The organism is Rhodococcus sp. WB1, assembly GCF_001700945.1.
Classification (GTDB): domain Bacteria; phylum Actinomycetota; class Actinomycetes; order Mycobacteriales; family Mycobacteriaceae; genus Rhodococcus; species Rhodococcus aetherivorans.
In genome coordinates, this window is sequence record NZ_CP015529.1 from 3,343,821 (window position 1) to 3,360,146 (window position 16,326).

General features: G+C 71.4%; 13 protein-coding genes. 6 read left to right on the plus strand and 7 right to left on the minus strand.

Annotation, left to right across the window (positions count from 1 at the left end; genetic code table 11):
* Positions 1-19 precede the first annotated feature (19 nt).
* From A4U64_RS14830 to malQ, 3 genes are read left to right on the plus strand one after another with little or no spacing between them, the layout of a single operon-like run.
* Complete coding sequence (locus A4U64_RS14830; RefSeq protein ID WP_230304451.1) at positions 20-1,786, plus strand: sensor histidine kinase; 1,767 nt, start codon at positions 20-22, stop codon at positions 1,784-1,786.
* A complete protein-coding gene (locus A4U64_RS14835; protein ID WP_043797247.1) occupies positions 1,783-2,448 on the plus strand; it encodes a response regulator transcription factor in 666 nt (221 codons plus the stop codon). The genes A4U64_RS14830 and A4U64_RS14835 overlap by 4 nt, the downstream gene beginning before the upstream one ends.
* Before the next feature lie 48 nt (positions 2,449-2,496).
* Entirely contained in the window at positions 2,497-4,632 is a 2,136-nt protein-coding gene (gene malQ / locus A4U64_RS14840; RefSeq protein WP_065922729.1) for a 4-alpha-glucanotransferase, read from the plus strand.
* Between the two features lie 47 nt (positions 4,633-4,679).
* Here malQ and A4U64_RS14845 read toward each other — a convergent pair whose 3' ends face one another.
* A complete protein-coding gene (locus A4U64_RS14845) occupies positions 4,680-6,470 on the minus strand; it encodes an AMP-dependent synthetase/ligase (RefSeq protein ID WP_065922730.1) in 1,791 nt (596 codons plus the stop codon).
* Complete coding sequence (locus A4U64_RS14850; RefSeq protein WP_006939453.1) at positions 6,463-6,957, minus strand: MarR family winged helix-turn-helix transcriptional regulator; 495 nt, start codon at positions 6,955-6,957, stop codon at positions 6,463-6,465. Before A4U64_RS14850 ends, A4U64_RS14845 begins: the two co-directional genes overlap by 8 nt.
* Before the next feature lie 175 nt (positions 6,958-7,132).
* On the opposite strand from A4U64_RS14850, the gene A4U64_RS14855 reads away from it, so the two are divergent.
* A complete protein-coding gene (locus tag A4U64_RS14855) occupies positions 7,133-8,425 on the plus strand; it encodes a hypothetical protein (RefSeq protein ID WP_006939455.1) in 1,293 nt (430 codons plus the stop codon).
* A 129-nt stretch (positions 8,426-8,554) separates the two neighbouring features.
* Positions 8,555-10,111: a long-chain-fatty-acid--CoA ligase gene (locus tag A4U64_RS14860; RefSeq protein ID WP_065922731.1), complete on the plus strand. Its 1,557-nt coding sequence runs from the start codon at positions 8,555-8,557 to the stop codon at positions 10,109-10,111.
* A 63-nt stretch (positions 10,112-10,174) separates the two neighbouring features.
* On the opposite strand, the gene A4U64_RS14865 is transcribed toward A4U64_RS14860, so the two are convergent.
* Entirely contained in the window at positions 10,175-11,359 is a 1,185-nt protein-coding gene (locus A4U64_RS14865) for a thiolase family protein (RefSeq protein ID WP_065922732.1), read from the minus strand.
* 115 nt (positions 11,360-11,474) lie between these two features.
* Positions 11,475-12,326, minus strand: a complete 852-nt coding sequence (locus A4U64_RS14870; protein ID WP_006939462.1) for a hypothetical protein — start codon at positions 12,324-12,326, stop codon at positions 11,475-11,477.
* Between the two features lie 375 nt (positions 12,327-12,701).
* Between A4U64_RS14870 and A4U64_RS14875 the strand changes: the two genes are divergently transcribed.
* The gene (locus tag A4U64_RS14875; protein WP_006939464.1) at positions 12,702-13,001 is read left to right on the plus strand and encodes a chorismate mutase; all 300 of its coding nucleotides are present in this window, start codon (positions 12,702-12,704) and stop codon (positions 12,999-13,001) included.
* 99 nt (positions 13,002-13,100) lie between these two features.
* Here A4U64_RS14875 and A4U64_RS14880 read toward each other — a convergent pair whose 3' ends face one another.
* From A4U64_RS14880 to A4U64_RS14890, 3 genes are all read right to left on the minus strand, one after another.
* Positions 13,101-13,574 carry a hypothetical protein gene (locus A4U64_RS14880; protein WP_065922733.1) on the minus strand — a complete coding sequence of 158 codons (474 nt, stop codon included), beginning with the start codon at positions 13,572-13,574 and terminating at the stop codon, positions 13,101-13,103.
* Between the two features lie 94 nt (positions 13,575-13,668).
* Positions 13,669-15,093, minus strand: coding sequence for an aldehyde dehydrogenase family protein (locus A4U64_RS14885; protein ID WP_065922734.1), 1,425 nt, complete (start codon positions 15,091-15,093; stop codon positions 13,669-13,671).
* A gap of 95 nt (positions 15,094-15,188) precedes the next feature.
* Positions 15,189-16,262, minus strand: a complete 1,074-nt coding sequence (locus A4U64_RS14890) for an alpha/beta hydrolase (protein ID WP_065922735.1) — start codon at positions 16,260-16,262, stop codon at positions 15,189-15,191.
* Positions 16,263-16,326 lie beyond the last annotated feature (64 nt).

Consider the following 16,326-nt stretch of genomic DNA (forward strand, 5'->3'; position numbering starts at 1 on the left):
GAGGATCGGAGGCCTCGTCGTGAGTCGTCGAACAGTGCCGGCCATCGTCGCCGTGACCACCCTGCTGGTGGTCGCGGTGGTGGTGGTGTCGCTCGATTGGCCCGGCGGTCCGCCCGTCGGCCCGGCGGAACTGGTCGCCTTCCCCGCGGTCGGCGTCGCCTTCGTCGCGGCGGGCATCATCGCGTGGCGGAGCCGCCCGGACGACAACACGGGACGGCTGATGGTGCTGGCCGGGGTGCTGTGGCTGGTGAAGGGGGGCGGTGCGTCACGCAACCCGGTCGTCTTCACCGTGGGCGCGGCGCTGACGGTGATGTATCTCCCGGTGCTGATCCATATCCTGCTCGGTTTTCCGACGGGGCGATTGAACCGGCGGTGGGAACGGTGGTTCGTCGGGGGCTGCTATGTGTACTTCCTGGTCTCGGTCCTGCTCGATCTGATGTTCTACAACCCCTCCGTGATGGTCGGCACAGAACGCTTCACCGCGCCCAACCTGCTGCTGGTCCGGGACGACCCGGCGATCTTCAGGGGGCTGCAGCTCGTCTTCGGCGCAATTGCCATCGGCATCAGTGTGGTCGTGATCGGCGTGCTGCTGGCCCGCTGGCGGTCGGGGTCCCCGGCCTACCGGGCCGCGTTCGCGCCCCTGTGGATCGCCGGCATTCTCGGATTCGCCACGGTGATCGGAACGGGGCTGGTCACGGCGCGGTCTTCCGGCGTGGGGAACGTGTGGACGGCCTACCTGAGCTATCTGGCGACCGCGCTGTTTCCGGTGGCGGTGCTGGTCGGGTTGTGGCGCTACCGGGTCGCGCGCAGCGCGGTCAGCGACGTGATGATCGAGGTCGGTGCGGCCCCGCTCGGGGACGAGTTCGTCCACGCGCTGCGCAAGGCACTGCGCGACCCAGGCCTGATCCTGTGGTCGTGGTCACCACAGTGGAACAGCTATCTCGACGCGAACGGGCAGCCGCAGAGCCTGCCGGACGACGACGACCCCCGCGCGGCGACCGTCCTCGAACGCGACGGCGTCCCGGTCGGAGCGCTGGTGTACGACCGGTCGCTGCGACATCAGCCGCAACTGCTCGCGGCGGTGCGCAGCGCCGCGACCCTCGCGCTGGACAACCAGCGCCTCCAGTCCGAGTTGCAGGCTCAGCTCGCCGAGGTCCGCCGGTCCCGGGAGCGGATCGTCGCCGCCGGGGACGCCCAACGGCGGCGGCTCGAACGCAACCTGCACGACGGTGCGCAGCAACGCCTGGTTGCCGCGACGATTCTGTTGCGGCGTGCGCAGCGGGCATCCCAGCCGGAGCGTAAGCAGGAGCTGCTCGACGAGGGCACGGCCGAACTGGACTCGGCGCTGGTGGAACTGCGGGAACTGGCCCGGGGTGTCTATCCCCCGGTGCTGCAGGAACACGGGCTCGCCGCCGCGCTGACCGCCCTGGCCGAGCGCGCGCCGCTGCCGGTGGAGATCGTCGACACCCTCACCGTGCGGGCTCCCGCCTCTGTCGAACTCGCCGCCTACTTCATCGCCGCCGAGGCGGTGGCCAACGCCACCAAGCACTCCGGCGCCACCCACATCGAGATCGACCTTCGCCGGGACGGCGGGATGCTGCGGATGGTCGTCACCGACGACGGGTGCGGCGGTGCGACGCTGACCGCCGGCGGTGGGTTGAGCGGACTGGCGGACCGGGCCACGGCCCTCGGTGGGGTGCTCACCGTGCACAGTCCCGTGGGGGGCGGAACGACGCTGACGCTGTCCCTTCCCCTCACCACCGGGACATCCGGGGAGCCGTCGTGAACCTCCGGGTGGTGCTCGCCGACGACTCCGCGGTGCTCCGCGAGGGGATCGCCGGCCTGCTGCACGACGAGGGAATCGAGGTGGTCGGCCAGGCCGCGGACGCGCAGGCCCTGCTGCGGCTGGTCGGCGAGCAGCGCCCGGACCTCGCCGTCGTCGACATCCGGATGCCTCCCACCCACACCACCGAGGGCATCGAGGCCGCCCTCACCATTCGCCGGTGCTTCCCGGGCACCGCCGTGCTGCTGCTGTCCCAGTACGTGGAAACCGAGAACGTCATGAACGTCTTCGCCGGCGGGACGGCCGGTCTGGGATATCTGCTCAAGGACCGCCTCTCCGACATCGACGGGTTCCTCGGCTCGCTGCACCGCGTCGCGGCGGGCGGAACGGCGATCGATCCCGACGTGGTCGGCCGGTTGGTCTCGCGGCCGCACCGCGACCGGGTGGCCCTCGACGAACTGTCCCCCCGGGAACGGGAGGTCCTCACCCTCCTGGTCGAAGGCCGTTCGGACCGGGCGATCGGAGCGGCCCTGTCCCTCGGGGAACGTACCGTCGGCGCGCACGTGCGCGCCGTCTTCGACAAGCTCGGTCTGCCCCCCGAACCCGACGGCCACCACCGCGTCCTGGCCGTGCTCGCCTACCTCGGCCCCGCAGTCCGCAACTGACATCGCCGGGTCTGCCGAGTGGTCCGCGACCTGGCATGATCGGGTGTCGTGACATCGACGGTGAAGCTGCGGGAACTGGCCGAGCAATTCGGGATCGCCACCTCGTATGTGGGGTGGGACAAGCAGGACCACTACGCGAGCGACGACACGTTGCGCCGGGTCCTGGCCTCGCTGGGCGTGTCCGCGGGCACCGAGGCGGAGATCGACGCCGTCCTCGCGGATCTGCCGAACGAGCCGTGGCGGCGCATGCTGCCACCCGTCCTGGTGGTCGTGCAGGGCGAGGAGCGCACCTTCCCCGTGCACGTGCCGCACGGCACTGCGGTGCAGGTGCAGGTGTGCACCGAGGACGGCGACGTCGTCGACGTCGCGCAGCGCGACGTGTGGGTCGATCCGCGGGAGGTCGACGGCCGGCTCGTCGGCCGCGCGACGTTCGCCGTCCCGGACCTGCCGCTCGGGTGGCACACCCTGCACGCCCGCAGCGACGACACCGAGGCCGAGACCACCCTGGTGGTGACACCCGCGCGTCTCGGCACCGCCGACCGGCTCCTCGAGCGACGTCGCCGGGGCCTGGCCGCGCAGTTGTACTCGGTGCGGTCGAAGCGGTCGTGGGGCGTCGGCGACTTCGCGGACCTGGCGGACCTCGCCGCGATCACCGCCTCGGTGGACGGCGGTGACTTCGTGCTCGTCAATCCCGTCCACGCGGGCGAGCCGGAGCCGCCGCTCGAGCCGTCGCCGTACCTGCCGAGCTCGCGGCGGTTCGTCCACCCGATCTATCTGCGGGTGGAGAACATCCGCGAGGCGGCGTTCCTGCCGCGCAAGCACCGCAAGACGCTCGAGGCGTACGCCGGGAAGTTCGCCAAGTCGAACCGCAAGGACAAGCGCATCGACCGGGACGCCGCGTTCCGGGCCAAGCTGGACGTGCTCGGGCACGTGTTCCGGGTGCCGCGCAGCCCGGCGCGGCAGGCGGAGTTCGACGCGTTCCGCGCCGCGGGCGGGGACGCGCTGACCGACTTCGCGTTGTGGTGCGCGCTCACCGAGAAGTTCGGCGATCGCAGCGCCCGCTGGGAGACCCTGGCGGCGACCCCCGACGCGCCGTACGTCGCGCGGCAGCGCACCAAGCTGGCCGAGCGCATCGAGTTCCACTGCTGGTTGCAGTGGCTGTGCGACGAGCAGCTCGCCGAGGCGCAGTCCGCGGCGCGTGCCGCCGGCATGGACGTCGGCATCGTGCACGACCTCGCGGTGGGTGTCCGTCCCGACGGCGCCGACGCCTGGACGCTCGGCGACGCTCTGATCCGCGACATGACGGTCGGTGCGCCGCCGGACGACTTCAACCGGCAGGGTCAGGACTGGACCCAGCCGCCCTGGCATCCGGTCCGGCTCGCGGAGCTCGGCTACCGGCCCTACCGCGACGTGGTGCGCACCGCGCTGCGCCACGCCGGCGGCCTGCGGGTGGACCACATCCTGGGCCTGTTCCGCACCTGGTGGATTCCCGAGGGCTGCACGCCCGATCAGGGCACGTACGTCACGTACGACCACGAGGCCCTCATCGGGATCCTGGCGCTCGAGGCGCACCGGGCCGACGCCGTGCTGATCGGCGAGGACCTCGGCGTGTTCGAGAGCTGGGTGCAGGAGTACCTGTCCCGCCGCGGCATCGCCGGGACGTCGATCCTGTGGTTCGAGCGCGACGGCGACGACCCCCGGCCCCCGGAGAGCTACCGGGAGCTGTGCCTGACGTCGGTCACCACGCACGACCTGCCACCGACGGCGGGTTTCCTTGCCGGAGAACACATCACGCTGCGGTCCGAGCTGGGTCTGCTCGAACGGGACCTGGAGACCGAGGCCGCCGACGCGGCCGCCGAACGCGGCGCCGTGCTGGCGGTGCTGCGGGAGCGCGGACTGCTCGACGAGGTCGCCGACGAGCAGCGGACCGTCGAGGCACTGCACCGGTTCGTCGCGGCGAGCCCGTCGGCGCTGATCGGGGTGTCGCTGGCCGACGCGGTCGGTGAGCGGCGCAGCCAGAATCAGCCGGGCACGACCGACGAGTACCCCAACTGGCGGATCCCGCTGGCCGACGAGAAGGGCCGGACCGTGCTGCTCGACGATCTGCCCGGCAACGAGCGGTTCGCGGCCCTGCTCGCCGCTGTGGCGCCGGCCCCGGATCCCTCCGCAGCCGACGAGGCCTGAGCGTCTCGGCCGGCCGCCGGGTTCCGAACCCGGCGGCCGGCCGCGCGTCACTTCGCGTACATGCTCTCGATGTCGGCGGCGAAGCGCTCGGTCACGACGTTGCGCTTGATCTTCAGCGTCGGCGTCAGCTCACCGGTCTCCTCGGTGAGGTCCCGGTCGAGGATGACGAACTTCTTGATGGCCTCGGCGTGGGAGACCATCGAGTTGGCGTCGTCCACGATGGACTGCAGCGCGTCGTGCAGCGCCGGGTCGTGCCGCAGGTCGGCGATGGTGGCCGTCGGCGCCTTCCCGTTCTCGGCCTTCCAGTTGTCGAGCACCTCGGGGTCGACGGTGAGCAGCGCGGTGATGAAGCTGCGCCCGTCGCCGACGACCACGGCCTGCGAGACGAGCGTGTGCGAGCGCATCCGGTCCTCGAGCGGCCCGGGCGAGACGTTCTTGCCGCCGGCGGTGATGATGAGGTCCTTCTTGCGGCCGGTGATGCTCACGTAGCCGTCCTCGTCGATCTCGCCGAGATCGCCGGTGCGGAACCAGCCGTCGTGGAAGGCCTCGGCGGTGGCCTTCTCGTTGCGCCAGTAGCCCTGGAACACGACCCCGCCGCGCAGCTCGATCTCGCCGTCGTCGGCGATGCGGGTGCTGTTGCCGCCCATGGGCTGGCCGACGGTGCCGATCTTCTGGGCGCCGGGCACGTTCACGCTGTGCGCGGCGGTGCTCTCGGTCAGGCCGTAGCCTTCGTAGATCGGGACGCCGACGCCGCGGAAGAAGTGGCCGAGACGGGGACTCAGGGCGCCACCACCGGAGATCGCGAACCAGCACTCGCCGCCCATCGCCTGCCGCAGCTTGGCGTAGACGAGCTTGTCGGCCATGTTGCGCTTGGCCTTGAGCACGAACGACGGACCGCCGTGGTCGAGCGACTCGCTGTAGGCGATGGCGGTCTCCTCGGCGAACGCGAAGATCGCCGCGTTGAACCTGCCGCCGGCCGCGGCCTTGCGCGCGGCGGCGTCGCGCACCTTCTCGAAGACGCGCGGCACGCCGAGGATGGTGTTCGGGGCGTAGCGCTCGAACTGGGCGGAGATCGTGCCGAAGTCCGACCAGTGCGCCTGCGCCGCACCGCCTTCGAAGACGGCCAGCGAGACGGCACGGGCCAGCACGTGCGCGAGCGGCAGGAAGGTCAGCACCCGGCTGCCCGGCTTGGCCACCTCACCGATCGAGGCGGTCAGGATGCCGCGGACCTCGCTGTAGAAGTTGCGGTGGGTCAGCATGCAGCCCTTGGGCCGGCCGGTGGTGCCCGAGGTGTACACCAGCGAGGCGAGGTCGTCGGCGCGGATGCCGTCGAGGCGGGCCTGCAGCTGGGCGTCGTCGACGCCGGCGCCCTCGGCGATCAGCATCTCCACGGCGCCGCCCTCGATCCGCAGGGTGCGGCGCAGGGTGTCCGGCATGTCGACGAACAGCGCCTCGTGGCGCGCGGTCTCGACGACGGCGACGACCGCCTCGGAGTCCTGCAGGATCCAGCGGATCTGCTCGGTGGACGAGGAGTCGTAGATCGGCACCGTGGCGGCGCCGGCGGCCCAGATGGCGTAGTCGAACAGCGCCCACTCGTAGCGGGTGGCCGACAGCAGGGCCACCCGGTCGCCGGGCTGCACGCCCGCCGCGACGAGGCCCTTGGCGACCCCCGAGACCTGCTCGGCGAATTGCCGTGCGGTGACGGCGACCCAGTCCTCGCCCTCCGGGCGGGAGTACATCACGCGGTGCGGAGTCTTCTCCGCGTGCGTGAAGACCGTGCGGACGACCGATTCGTCGTCGCCGACGGTGAACTGGGCGGGGGTGGTGTACTCACGCACGAGCGTCTCCCTCGTTGTGGTCGGGGCGGGCAGTGGACCGGTGTTCCACTCCCTGGCGGAAGCGGCGCAGCATGTCGACGAACCGATCGATGTCGTCCTGGCCCCAGCCGGTCAGCGCCGCGCGGATCTCGTCGTGACGTCCGGCGACGGTGCGGGCGAGGGTCTCGCGGCCCCGGTCGGTGAGCCGGAGCGGGTGGCCGAGCCGGGTGGGTCCGGCCTGCGCCTGGACCAGCCCGGCGTCGATGCAGCTGCGCAGCTGACGGGAGACGGTCGACCGATTCACGCTGAACGCATCCGAGATGTCGGTGGCTCGGCAGCCCGGGTTGCGGTCGATGAAGCCGAGCATCGAATGCTGCGCCAGCGAGAGCACGTCGTCGTGGGCGCGCTCCCCCGCTGTGAGATGGCGAATCAGGTACACGAACTCGTCGTATACCTCGGATACACCGGCCGCTGCGGACTGCGCCGCAACCTCCCGCTTGTGTTGCACGACGCAACTGTAAGCCCTGTGCCGCTCGACACCCCAATCGCCTCTCCCCGCGGCACCGCACAGACGCGCCGAGACGCACGGCGTCGATCGCGAATTTCCCCGAACCGCAGGCCCGGCCTGCCCGTTTCCGGTACAGATGATGCGACAGGACCAGGCCCCCGGCGAAGGAGTTCCCGTGGCCGCACCCGATCGTTCGACGGCCGAACCCGATCCTGCGACGGCCGTGCGCGGCCGGCGACGGACCGCCGTGCTCGTCGGCCTGCTCGCGGCGGCGCACGCACTGCTGACGCCCGCGACCTCCGCGGCCCAGGAACCCGTCGGCTCGTGCGCGTGGCAGTTCCGGTCCGACTCGACCGTGCTGGACATCGCGTTCCCCGACGTCGATGCCACCTACTGGGTGCTGCCGTACGCGCTGGCCCCGGGCGACAGCATCGAACTGCACGGCACCTATCCGGCGGCCCGGTACTTCTCGCTCAACACCTACGGAACGAACTTCGACACGGTCGACACCCTGCGCGACGCACAGATCGCACCCGATCCGGGCAGCGGGAACCCGTTCGCGGACGCGGCCGCCGAGGGGCTGCCCGCCTCGGCCCGGCGCTGGAGCGCCACCGTCGTCACCGGTCCGGCCGACCACGCCCGCAACGAGATCGGCGCGCTGCCCACCGGCGGGTCGCCCACCGCACCGGCCGGATTCCTCATCGTCCGGGTCTATGTGCCCGACGACCCGGCCTCCCCGACCGGCGGGGTCCCGCTACCGGACGTGACGCTGCACCAGGGTGGGCGCGCCGTGCCGGTGCCCACGTGCAGCTCCGACTTCGACCCCGCCGACTACGGCAGCGGACCGGTCGAGCGCGCCGCCGAGGCGGCCGTCGACCGCATCGTCGAGGGCGCGGCGTCCGGCGCCTTCCCCGGCAACAACCCCGAGGCGACCTTCGTCAGCCCGGCCACCACGTCCGGGTTGTTCCCGAACGGCGACAACAAGTACATCGGCTCCGTGCTGACGTACCAGCCGGGCCGGATCCTCGTCGTGCGCGGCAAGGCCCCCACGTTCCCCGACACCCGCGCCGGCGAACCCGTCACCACGCCCGGCCGCCAGGTGCGGTACTGGTCGATGTGCCAGAACGACCAGGTCACCCCGTACCCGGTGGTCGCGTGCGCGGCCGACTTCGAGACGGCGACCGACGCGGAGGGCTGGTTCACCTACGTCGTCGCGGCGCCCCAGGACGTGCCCGCCCGCGCCACGGCCGATCCGACGGTGACGGTGCTGCCGTGGGGCTCGACCGAGGTCCCCAAGAAGACTCTGCTCTACCGGAACATGCTGCCGGCCGACGCGTTCTACCCGCAGTCGGTGCAGGCCGCACAGGGCGGCGATCCGGCCGCGACGATGGGGCCCTACTACCCGCGGGCCGCGTACTGCGACACCGCCACCTTCGAGGCCGGCGGCTACGCCGCCTGCCTGCCCTGACCTCGCGGAGCCGGACCACGGGACCCGCCCGGCGGCGATACGTCCGATTCCGAGACGCCACGCCCCGCCGGCAATAACCTGTGTGACACCCGCCACACGGCGGCACCTGTTCCCCCAGGAGGCTCACGCATGTCCGTCCCCGCCCCGTCCGTCATCCTCGACCGCGTCGCGCACTGGGCGCAGACCAAACCGGACGAGGTCGCGGTGCAGTACCTCGACCGCACCCACACCTGGGCGCAGTGGCACGAGCGACTGCTCCACCTCGCCGGCGCCCTCGCCGCCGACGGCGTCGGACCCGGCGACACCGTCGCATTCGTCGACAAGAACAACCTCGCGTGCCTCGAGGTCACCTTCGCCACCTCCGCGCTCGGCGCGGCGAACGCCATCCCGAACTTCCGGCTCGCCGGCGACGAGCTCGACTACGTGATCAACGACTCGCGCGCCCGGATCCTGTTCGTGGGAGCGGAATTCGCGCAGGAGATCGAGTCGCTGCGACCCCGGCTGTCCACGGTGCAGAAGATCGTCGTCGTGGGCGGGGAGAACGACGAGTTCGAGCCGTGGCTCGCGGCGGCCGCGCCGGCGACCCTGCCCGACGTCGCGCCCGAGACCACCGCGCTGCTGCTCTACAGTTCCGGCACCACCGGCCGGCCCAAGGGTGTGCAGCTGACGCACCGCAACCTGTTCGCGCACTCCGAGGACGTGCTCGCGGTGCTTCCGTTCACGGAGGGTGACTGCCTGCTGGTGGCGATGCCGCTGTTCCATGTGGGCGGCACCTGTTACGCGATCATGGGTATCCACGACGGCCGCCGGTGCGTGTTCACCCGGGAGGCCGACGCGCCGTCACTGTTCACGGGTCTCGCGGCCGGCGCGAACATCGCCTTCCTGGTGCCCCCGGTGATCGCGGCCGTCCTCGGCGCGGGAGCGCACGCGATCGGGGCGTTCTCCCGGCTCAAGCGCATCACCTACGGCGCCGCGCCGATGCCGCTGCCGCTGCTGCGCGGCGCGCTCGCCGCGTGGCCGGACACCGAATTCGTCCAGGTGTACGGCATGACCGAGCTCGCCGGGGTGATCACGGCGCTGCTGCCGGAGGTGCACCGCGATCCGGCGCAGGAGGCGCGGATGGCGTCGGCCGGCACCCCCATTCCCGGCGTGGAGATGCGCGTCGTCGATCCGGCCACGCTCGAGGACGCGGCCCCGGGCGCGATCGGCGAACTGTGGTGGCGCTCGGCGCAGACCACCCCCGGGTACTGGAACCGGCCCGACGCCACGGCCGAGACGATCACGGCCGACGGGTGGCTGCGCAGCGGCGACATGGGCCGGGTCGACGACGGCGGTTTCGTGTTCATCGAGGACCGGCTCAAGGACATGATCATCACCGGCGGTGAGAACGTGTACTGCCCGGAGGTCGAGCGGGTCCTCGTCGAGCATCCGGCCGTCGCCGAGGTCGCGGTCATCGGCGTCCCGGACGAGAAGTGGGGCGAGACGGTCAAGGCGGTGGTGGTGCTCGCCCCGGACCAGAAGGCGGACGAGCAGGAACTCATCGACTACACCCGTCGGCACCTGGCGAAGTTCAAGTGCCCCGCGACCATCGACATCGTCGACATGCTGCCGCGCAACCCCACCGGGAAGATCCTCAAGCGCTCCCTGCGGGCCCCCTACTGGGCCGGACACGAACGGACCATCTGAGCGGTGCGTCCTTTGGGCTGCTGCAGCAGCCCAAAGGACGCACCGGCCGCGGAGCGGCCCGGCTCAGCGCACCCGGCGCAGCAGGGCGGCCAGGGCCTGGCCGCCGCCGATGCACATGGTGACGATGCCGAGTTCGAGGTCGCGGCGCACGAGGTCCTTGGCCACCCGCAGGGTCAGGATGCCGCCGGTCGCGCCGACCGCGTGGCCGAGGGCGATCGCCCCGCCGTACGGGTTGGTCTTGGCCGGGTCGAGCTTGGCGTCGCGGATCACGGCGACGGCCTGCGAGGCGAACGCCTCGTTCAGCTCGACGGTGTCGATGTCGGCCGGGGTGGTGCCGGTCTGCTCGAACAGCTTCTGCAGGGCGAGGACCGGCGCGTAGCCCATCAGCTCCGGCTCGAGCGCGGCGGTGGCGACGGACTCGATCACCGCGAGCCCACCCAGGTCCCGTTCCTGCGCGACGGACTCGCGGGCGAGGACGACGACGCCGGCGCCGTCGTTGATGCCCGAGGCGTTGCCGGCGGTGACCGTGCCGTCCTTCTGAAATGCCGGGCGCAGCTTCGCGAGGGTCTCGACGGTGGTGTCGGACTTGGGATGCTCGTCGGTGGTGACGACAGTGGGCTTGCGGCCGCCGATCTCGACGGGGGTGATCTCCTCGGCGAACGCGGCGCGGGCGGCGTCGGTGGCCGCGCGGCGCTGGGATTCGACGGCGAACTCGTCCTGCGCCTCGCGGCTGATGTCGTACTCGCGGGCGACGTTCTCGGCGGTGACGCCCATGTGGATGCCGTGGAACGGGTCGGTGAGCATCCCGACGGTGCCGTCGACGAGGGTGCGGTCGCCCAGCTTGTAGCCGGAGCGGGCGCCGAAGTCGTAGAACGGCATGCGGGACATGTTCTCGTCGCCGCCGGCCAGGGCCAGATCCACCCCGCCCCAGCGCATCTGCATCGCCGCCGACCAGATCGCCTGCAGGCCCGAGCCGCACAGCCGGTTGACGGTGTACGCCGGCACCGAGACCGGCAGCCCGGCCGCCAGCGCGACCCGACGCGCGTTGTAGGCATCCGGGCCGACCTGCCCGATGCAGCCCATGACGACCTCGTCGATGTCCTCGGCCGCCACGCCGGCGCGCTGCAGGGCCGCCTTCGCGGCGGTCGCGCCGAGTTCGTGGGCCGGTACGTCCTTGAACGCGCCGCCGAAGCTGCCGACCGGGGTACGCGCACCGTCGACGATGACGATCCGTTCCGGAGTGCTCATCTCACGTCCCATCTCTCGCAGGAACGGCACCGAGTGCCATCTATTGCCCAAGACGATACCGGAGCAGTGAGCCGCAACACAGTCGGGTGGCACTGCGGCGCAAGACGGGCAGCCGTCAGGCCGGGTCGCTCAGGTCGCCCCGGTGCACGCGCTCGGCCGCCGCGGCCGACCCGAGCTCCGCCCGGGCCTGCGGATTTCTCGCGTAGAAGTCGAGCATCCGATACAGCAGCACCGGGTCGCCGTCGAACTTGCGGGAGTCGACCTCGATCACCGGTTCGCGGGGCAACCGGTCCAGGCGGAACAGCCGGCTGGTCCGTCGTCGCGCCCAGGCGGCGGCCGGCGTGCCCAGCACCCAGATCTCGGGGAATCCGTGATGGACGGCGTGCACCCCGGCCACCGAGACCCACGGCAGGTACGACTCGATGGTCCAGCCGCGTTGCCGGATCCCGTCCGGGGTCAGCAGCAGCGCCCCTCGGCGGATCCCCCCGCGCAGCACCTCCGCGACGAACGCCGCGCAGGGCAGCCCGAAGGCGGCGAGCAGCACACTCACCCACGGAACGCCGTCGTCGAACAGGACTATCTCGACGGCCGCGCCGAGCGAGAGCAACGCCGCGCTCGTCGTCATCGCCCCCATCAGGTGGAAGACGGCGCCGGAAGCGCGGATCTCGGTGGCCCCGCGGCCCCGCGACTCCACGAACCGGATCTCGGGGTCGCCGCGGCGCGGACGCCAGTACACGTATCCGAAGAGCGCCGTGAGGGCCATCAGGCCGGACAGGATGAGGAAGAACCGGGTCACCGCCCAGGCTCCCGCCTGCCCGGCATCCCAGGCCCGCCAGAGCGAGACGAGGATCACGACGCCGGCGAGGGCGATCGCGGCGGCGACCCGGGCGCTGAACTTCGGGGGCGGCCATTCCTCCGGGCGGATCAGCGGCACGGCGTCGGACTCGTCTTCATCGGTGCCGTGCACAAAACACCCGTCCCACTGAGTTCCCCTTCCGGAAGCGCCGGGGATCCCACCGCCCCGACCGGTTGCCGGTAGGTGGGGAACGCTACCGCAGGGCCTGCGGATTGTGGTTCACGACACGCGCCGGGGCGGGCGTCCACGGCGGAGAAGGGACCTTCGACCCTACGTCCGAGGGGCCCGACGAGGCGGATACTCGACGGTGTGACCATTGCCACAAATGCCACGGGACGGACATAAAGCCCAGTTCAAAAGGTGTTCAACTCGTGTTGGCCGGCCGCCGGACGCGGGACACGAAAATCTTGTCTACGGATGAGTAACACTGGCGCCGACGGGAACGACACAATCATCGACGATCCAGACGAGACCGGAGGAATCTGCATGACTGTCCAGCTTGATTCGCCTGGCTTCGAGTCCGCCCGCGAGGTGGTTTCGGCCCAGGAAGACCTCGGTCGACTGTTCGACGAGATCGGGACGCTCGATGCGCAGATCCTCGAGGCGATCGAGCGCCGCAGCGAGCTGTCGCGCCGGGCGGGCATCGCTGCGAAGGAGTCCGGGACCGCGCGGCAGGCCCAGAACCACGAGATGCGGGTCCTCGACCGTTTCGCCGAGCTCGGCGCCGACGGCAAGACCCTGGCGATGACGCTGCTCCGCCTCGGACGCACCCGCCTGTCCTCCTAGACCCGACGACTTCGCGCGGCCCCCGCACCGGATCGGTGCGGGGGCCGCGTCGTCGTTGCCACCCGAAGAGCCGTGGCCGCCCGAACGCAGGTACGGCGGTCAGCGCCTCGCGTGCAGGAGGCCGTCCCGCACCCAGGCCGGCTGCGGCGTCTCCAGCTCGAACTCGGCGAACGCGCGGCCGGCGACGGCGGCGATGCCCGCCGGCGGCAGCTCCTCGAACTCACCGAGCACGAGGGCGATCTGCTCGAGCGGCGGCAACGTCGAGAACAGGACGGCGTCGTCGTCGCAGCCTTCCGCACGCCGATGCGCGGGCGTCTCGGCGTGCAACAGGTACACGAACCACGACACGGCGTACGCGCAGAGTTCGGGACCGATCGGGCCCCGCCACGTCGCGACCGCACGCGCCAGCGCCCGGTCGAAGACCGCGGCCGCACGCTCGGAACCGACGGACAGCAGCCGCGCGCAGGCCGCGAGGTCCGGGAGCTGGCCTTCCATGACCTCACGCAGGCCACGCGGGGGAACGTCCAGGTTGCCCGCGGACCCGCCACTCGGGTCCGGCGGCATGATGTACATCGTCCGCTCCCTCCGCGCTTTCCCAGTCGGGGAAACCGATGCCGTTTTCCCTTCTATCGTTCTGCGGTCCCCGAACGTGACGTACCCCATACGGTCACCGCAGGAGTGCCTTGACCTCCAGGAACTCTTCGAGACCGAAGACGCCGGCTTCGCGCCCGACGCCGGAGTGCTTGTAACCGCCGAACGGTGCGTCGGTGTTGAAGGCGCCCCCGTTGATGGAGACCTGCCCGGTGCGCAGCTGTCGTGCGACCCGCTCGGCCCGGGCGCGATCGGCAGACCAGACCCCGCCGGAGAGCCCGTAGTCGCTGTCGTTGGCGATGCGCACGGCGTCGTCCTCGTCGCGGTATCCGATGATCGACAGGACCGGACCGAAGATCTCCTCGCGCGCGATCGTCATGTCCTCGGTCACGTTCGCGAACACGGTCGGCCCGACGAAATAGCCGGTGCCGAGGCCGGTTTCGCGGCCGTCGAGGACCAGTTCGGCGCCCTCCTCGATGCCCTGGTCGATGTAGGACCGCACGCGCTTGAACTGGTTGGCGTTGACCAGGGGGCCGAGCCGGGTGGTGGCCGCGGAAGGATCGCCGACGGTGTAGGCCCGCGCGACCTGCTCGGCGAGGGCGGCCACCTCGTTCATGCGCTCGGCGGGGACGAGCATGCGGGTCAGTGCCGAACAGGTCTGCCCGGAGTTCAGGAAGCACTGGGCCACGCCGTCGGTGACGGCCCGGGTCAGGTCGGCGTCGTCGAGGATGACGTTGGCGGACTTGCCGCCGAGTTCGAGAGCCACCTTCTTCACCGTCTCCGCGGCGACGACGGCGACGCGCTTGCCGGCGCGGGTGGAGCCGGTGAACGAGACCATGTCCACGCCGGGATGCGCGGCGATGGCCTCCCCCACCACCGGCCCGTACCCGCTGACGAGGTTGAACACGCCGGGCGGCAGGCCCGCCTCGTCGCAGATGTCGACGAGCGCGTAGGTGATCAGGGGCGCCACCTCGGTCGGCTTGAGCACGACGGTGCAGCCACCCGCGAGGGCGGCGAACACCTTCAGGACCACCTGGTGCAGCGGGTAGTTCCACGGCGTGATGGCGCCGACGACACCGATGGGCTCGCGCACGATGAGGGCGTTGCCCACCTCGCCGGCGTCGAAGTCGTAGGTCGCGGCGAGTTCGGCGTAGCGGGTGATGTTCTTCAGCGGCATGCCGATCTGGACCGGCTTGGCCAGCGTCACCGGCATGCCCATGTCGCGGGAGACCAGCGCGGCGAGATCGTCGATGCGCTCGGCCATGAGGGCCGCGACCTTGCCGAGGTGGGCACCGCGTTCGGCGCCGGTGAGCGCCGACCACGCCGGGAACGCCGCCCGCGCCGCGCGTACGGCCCGGTCCACGTCCTGTGCCGTGCCTTCGGCGACGACGGCGATGACATCCTCGGTGGCCGGGGCGATCACGTCGATCCGGCCGGTGCCGTCGGAGTCCACCCATTCGCCGCCGATGTAGATCTTCGTGCGGTCGAGCACGTTGTTCATATCGTTCCTTCTCCGCCGAGTGATGTGCTTCACACGCAGCGTACGACGCGTCCCCGACGGGCCGCGGGAAGCGGGTCCGGCCCCGTCGCGGCGCGTCAGGGCCGGGTCTCCAGGGCGCGCTGGAGCGTCGGCCACGCCTTGGGCAGCTGGTCGCGCCAGTAGCCCCAGGCGTGCACGCCGACGGGTTCGTAGGTGACGGTGACGGGGATCTTCAGGGCGCCGAGGCGTTCCTCGAGCCGCTGGGTGCACATCCGCGAGCCGGCCTCGAGGATGCCGCCGGCGACGAGGGTGCGCGCCAGGTCCGGGGTCTCGGGCGTCTCGTGGGGACCGGGCACGCCCGTCGCGGCGGACAGGTAGAGCTCCTTGCCGGCGAGGTTCTCGGCGTGCGCGACGGTGTCGTGCTCGGCCCACTCCCGGCTGCCGGGCGGGCCCCACATGTTCACGACGTCGCCGCCCTGCGACGAGGTGCTGGTCTGCACGACGGCGCTGCCGAGCAGGTCGCCCGTCGAGTAGCAGCCGCTGAAGGCGGCGACGCCCCGGTAGAGCTCGGGGTGCCGGTGGGCGAGCATCATGGCCGCCTGCCCACCCATCGAGTTCCCGGCGATCGCGTTGACCCCGTTGCTGTTCAGCCGCGCGGCGAGCAGCGGCGGAAGCTCCTCGGTGAGGAAGGTTTCCCACTTGTTCAGGCCGAGCTTGGGGTCGGACTGCTGCCAGTCGCTGTAGAGGCTGCCGCGGCCGCCGTTGGGCATGACGACGTAGACGTTCTTGTCGGCGAAGAAGGCGGGCGCGCCGCCGATGTTCATCCAGCCGCTGGTGTAGTTGCGGGCGCTGACCCCGTCGAGCAGGTACACGGTGGGGCGCGGGGCCGAGTTGTCGGCGGGCAGCAGGACCTCGACGCCCACGTCGCGGCGCAGGGCGGGGCTCGCGACGGTCAGCCGCACGGCGCGTTCGGAGATCGGGGTCTCCCCCCCGATGGCCGGTGTCGCGATGTCCCGCAGCTCCGGCAGGGGGCCGGGGTCCTCCTGGAAGGCCGCCGGCACCGACGAGCCGGAATTCGACCCGGTGCCGGGTGCCGCGACGGCGACCCCCGCCCCCAGCACGGAGACGGCGGCGAGGGCCGTCCCGGCCGTGAACAGGCGGACGAGTGCCGGGCGCTGAACATCAACCACGAGGGCCTCCCTAAACCTCAAGTTCAGGTTGAGAGTAGCTCGAGCATCGCCCCCGTGGCGTCTT

What these genes read in the sequence shown, in the direction of transcription:
- A4U64_RS14865 (WP_065922732.1), bottom strand. Translation starts at nt 11,359, where the DNA reads ATGAGCACTCCGGAACGGATCGTCATCGTCGACGGTGCGCGTACCCCG.
- A4U64_RS14880 (WP_065922733.1), bottom strand. Translation starts at nt 13,574, where the DNA reads ATGTACATCATGCCGCCGGACCCGAGTGGCGGGTCCGCGGGCAACCTG.
- A4U64_RS14885 (WP_065922734.1), bottom strand. Translation starts at nt 15,093, where the DNA reads ATGAACAACGTGCTCGACCGCACGAAGATCTACATCGGCGGCGAATGG.
- A4U64_RS14860 (WP_065922731.1), top strand. Translation starts at nt 8,555, where the DNA reads ATGTCCGTCCCCGCCCCGTCCGTCATCCTCGACCGCGTCGCGCACTGG.
- A4U64_RS14875 (WP_006939464.1), top strand. Translation starts at nt 12,702, where the DNA reads ATGACTGTCCAGCTTGATTCGCCTGGCTTCGAGTCCGCCCGCGAGGTG.